Source organism: Oleiphilus sp. HI0128 (assembly GCF_001635365.1).
On record NZ_LWGG01001061.1, the window covers coordinates 1 to 4,270 of the forward strand.

Sequence of the window (4,270 nt, forward strand, 5' to 3'; positions counted from 1 at the left end):
TTTCCAAGGGGGCCGTATTGTCAACAATGCAGCAGATTCTTCCAAGCGGTTTGATTACGTCTATCATAAGATCGAAGTATTGATCGGTGCTATTACAGCAGAGAATATAATCAACGCTAGGAATACCAATATCAGAAAGTTGTTTATCTAAAGCTTTGCTATGATCGATTACATGTTTGGCACCCATTTTCTCGCACCAAGCTTTGCTTTCAGGGCGAGACGCGCTTGCGATAACTTCAAGCCCGGCAAGCTTTGTGGCGATTTGAGTGGCGATCGAACCAACACCGCCTGCACCACCGATAATTAAAATCGTGGGTTTGGCGTGTTCTGCTCTTGAGCCATCAATTGAAATATTTAACCTTTCAAAAAGGGCTTCCCAGGCCGTAATTGCTGTGAGTGGAAGGGCTGCGGCATTAGCTGAATCAAGGGAGCGTGGTGCATAACCTACGATGTTTTCATCGACTAAATGAAACTCACTATTGCAACCTTGCCGTGTAATATCGCCGGCATAGAACACCCTGTCACCAGGGCTAAAAAGGGTGACGCTTTCACCTACGGAAACGACTACACCACAAGCGTCCCAACCAAGTATTTTGGTCTCTTCTAGAGTTTGCGATTTTGGCCCCCGAACCTTTGTATCAACAGGGTTGACGCTAATGGCTTCGATTTTAACTAGTAGGTCGTGCGCGGTGGGGTGAGGCATATTCGCTTCGAAGTCGATTAAGCTTTCAGGGTCTTCAATTGCTAGATATTGGTTTAGGCCAATCGCTTTCATAAGGTTATCACTCTGGGGTTTTGATTAAACAATCATGGCAAAACACTAGGCATCCAGCAAGTTATCAAGCGACATATCATAGCCGGGAGCAAAAACTTCAAGAAAGTAGTGTACTGGTGCAAGGTTCATATCATTAAGGCGTGAACTGATTTCCTGTTCAGCTTGTTCAAACTCGCGGTTTCCTGCACGCAATTCTGCCCGGCATTTAAGAAGAGCGGAAAGTCGGTCAGCGGCTTTGAGCAAAACCAGGTAGTGCTCCGGGAGCGTATCTTCAAGCAGGATACTACTAAAATCTTGATGCAAGGAAGCAGGCAGCAGGGCAAGCAACTCATGCTGTGCTTTCTCTTCGACCCCTTTGTAAGCGGTACGCATCGCCTCGGAGTGATATTTTACCGGTGTAGGCATGTCGCCAGTGATGACTTCTGTCGCATCATGATAAAGCGCAACGACAGCCAAATGGTTTGCATCTATTTTATTATTTAGATCGCAGTCTTTGTTATGAATGATTGCCAAGATATGAGCTATCGTAGCGACTTCCCATGAGTGCACCGCGACATCCTCATGAATTGCATTACGCATTAGACTCCAACGTTTAATCCATTTAAGCCGGCTGACATAGGCGAAGAAGTGGCTAATAGTTTTGTGCATGGCTTTCTCTATGTTTGCGAATGGGTTTAGTTGGGCTTGATTGTAAAAATCGAGGCTACTGTCGGAGCCTGTTCGGCAGACGGGGACTCTTTTGAGGCTTCACTCGTGACAACTTTAGGTTCGAGGGTGAATATCCGTTGCTCTGGAATTCCGCCAATCTCCACCAAGGAACTAGCGATGGCCAGTGCCCTACTCTTCGCAAGCACTGCTAGTTTATCTTCGCCAAGCACCTGCCCACCAGGTTCTAGATCGACACTTCTATCTGCTACGCCCCGTACTTCAATACTTAAATTAGGACGCTTCTTCAAAGCTTCAGCAAGCTTAAGAATCTTCTCACTTTCAAGCGCATCGATTGACGAAGACATAGCAGAAAAATTCACAGATGATATGTCATCAGAACCTTCAACCAAGGAGCCTAGGATAGAGAAAGGGCTGGTTACCACTTTGGTAATCAGGTTTGTGAAAGCTGTTAGCAGTACGCCGCCAAAGCTGAAGCTCGGGTCACTCAAGTCTCCACTAATTGGTAGGTCGATATCTATTTCACCATCGAGGTTTTTCATAATACCTATAGCCAGAGGAAGTGGTAAGACTGTGGCATCGGGGCTATCGACAGACTTTCCAAAGTTAAATTGATCTATAAAGACTTTATTGTCCGCTTTCAGCTTAGAGCCCTTGATGTCGTAAGCCAGGTCAAGATCCAACTTGCCTTTATCGATCAGGTAGCCAGCATACTTAGCCGAATATGGACTGGCGGTACTTAGGTCAATATTGTTGACCTGAATATCTAAGGCAGTATTAGGTTGAGCGCTGAGTGGGTTAGTTGTGCCATTAATGGCAATTTTTCCATAGGTATCGAGGTTTCCAGATAGTGCTACTTTTGAGTGGGCATCAATGTCTGAAGAAATATTAGTGATGTCGCCGGAGAATTGCTCGACATAAGTATTAAAAACCGGTGTTAATGAAGCATCGATATAGTCGAAGCGGCCTTCTTCAATAATAATTCGATTGATGGCAATATTCGCAGGCTGACTTGCTTGGTCTTGTTCTCCTGCTGTTTCGCTTTTGTGCTCTTCTTGCGAATGATCTTCTGTTACAGTGTTTCCTTCTTCTGTCTCACTCGGTTTTGATTTACTTAGTTGAGCCAGGCTCATCTCGCCTTTTTCAGAGATTTTAGCTCTCGCATAGGGCTTGGAAATTTGTACTGTTTCAACTGAAATTGAAGGGGCTTGCTGCTCGCCTGCCAGCTTAAGCTTGACGCCTTTTAGAGCGAAGGTCTTGAAGCCGGCTACCTCTTGTCTTTCAATACTCTCCTTTATATCAAGGTTATTGACTGAAGTATTGCTAGTGATTTCTCCAGACAAGCCTGAGTCTGTCATGCTTAATTGATAGTTTGATGATAGATCCAGTTGACCTTGTTCAAGCAGCACATTGAGTTGCTCACCTATATATGGTTGTGACCAGTGTAATGGCAGGGCTGAAAGTGAAAGATCACCTTCGACATTGAGTGGTAAGGCAGCCAATTGGCCTGAAAGACTTTGCTTGGCCCCTCCGGTATTAAAGGAAGCATTATAGGAAAAGGCTTTATCAAGTTCGTAGGAGACCTTTCCAAGCTCAAGGTATATATTTTCGAGACTTATATCGGCGGGTGTTTCCAGGCTAGCGTCTTGCCAATTGATCAGCCCTTCTTTTAGCTTTATCGATGTCACTGACCACTTGAAAGGTGCTTCCTGAGTCGAGTGACTTGTGTCGTTGCTGGTTTTTGCTATAGGCTCTGAGGCCTCACTTTCGTTGGTATCAGTAGCAAGCTTTTCTTGTTGAAGTGGACGTAGCAAATTTATTTGTGAGGTCTCATCCTTTTTAGCAAATAACACGGGCTTTTCTATTAGCAAGTTGCCCAGCTTAGCTGTACGTTCTTCCAGATTAAAATTGATAGGGCTAAGCGACACTGAATCGAGTGTAAATAAGCTCTCTGTATCTTGAGTCTCAGCCAAGGCAATCTGAGAAAGCGACACCGAGCCAGTTTCGATCAGCAGGTGTGATCTCTGGTCACTAAATTCAGTATCGTAGCTGCCTTCTAGTGAAATTAGTGCGTTATTAAGTGAGTAGGGAGAGAAAGGTTTGACGTAATGCCAGAAGCTTGAAGAGCGAAGATTGCTCAAGGCCAAAGAGCCTTTAGAAGAAAAAGGGGCAATGCCAATTTGTCCCTTCCATGAAAGCTCTTGACCCTGGCCTAGTGAGAGGTTTAGTGAGTAGTTGCCACCATCATTATGGTCTGTCGAGAAGTCCTTTAATGCGAGATTGAGAGGCTCAAGCTTTAGCATAAAGGTTTCATCGCTAGAGCGATCGGTAAAGTTGACCAGTCCATGAGAGATAGAGATCAGGCCGAAAAAGAAGGCTAAAGGCTCTGAGTTATCGACTTCCTCTGGCGCTGCCTCGCTGTCAGCTTTTACAAAGTCACGCTGGAAATTTAACAGACCTTGCTCGTCAAGCTGAGCATTGATACTAGGCCTCGTCAAACTGACTTCATCAAAAGCTATGCGCCCCCCCAATGAACCGAGGGCGCTAAAGTTGACGTAGAATCGATCAAAGCTGACGCTATCTTGCTGGAACTCATCCTTAGCTTGGAAACCGTGAACGGCTAGAGATAGTGCGTAAGGGTTGAAAACAACTGATTCGATTTGCGTATCCCAGGCTGCAATATCCTTAAGGGAGTTGATGGCCTGCTGCTTAACAATATAAGGTACAGCAAACCAGCCGAATACACTGTAGATTAAAAAGAAAAGAATGAGCCAGAACTTCTTGGATTTGAAATTAAGGATGGTCGACACAGTGTAACCCTCTAGAGTG

3 protein-coding genes are annotated in these 4,270 nt (G+C 45.0%); all 3 read right to left on the reverse strand.

The features are described 5' to 3' along the window. A partial coding sequence (locus A3763_RS18080) for a zinc-binding alcohol dehydrogenase family protein (RefSeq protein WP_068760294.1) occupies nt 1-775 on the reverse strand: 775 nt, incomplete at its 3' end. 45 nt (nt 776-820) lie between these two features. Then, entirely contained in the window at nt 821-1,423 is a 603-nt protein-coding gene (yfbR, locus tag A3763_RS18085; RefSeq protein ID WP_068508671.1) for a 5'-deoxynucleotidase, read from the reverse strand. Between the two features lie 26 nt (nt 1,424-1,449). Continuing rightward, nucleotides 1,450-4,270: DUF748 domain-containing protein (locus A3763_RS18090; RefSeq protein ID WP_231872241.1), on the reverse strand; the 2,821-nt coding region annotated here is incomplete at its 5' end.

Coding starts and splice junctions, on each gene's coding strand:
- yfbR (WP_068508671.1), bottom strand. CDS start 1,423: ATGCACAAAACTATTAGCCACTTCTTCGCCTATGTCAGCCGGCTTAAA.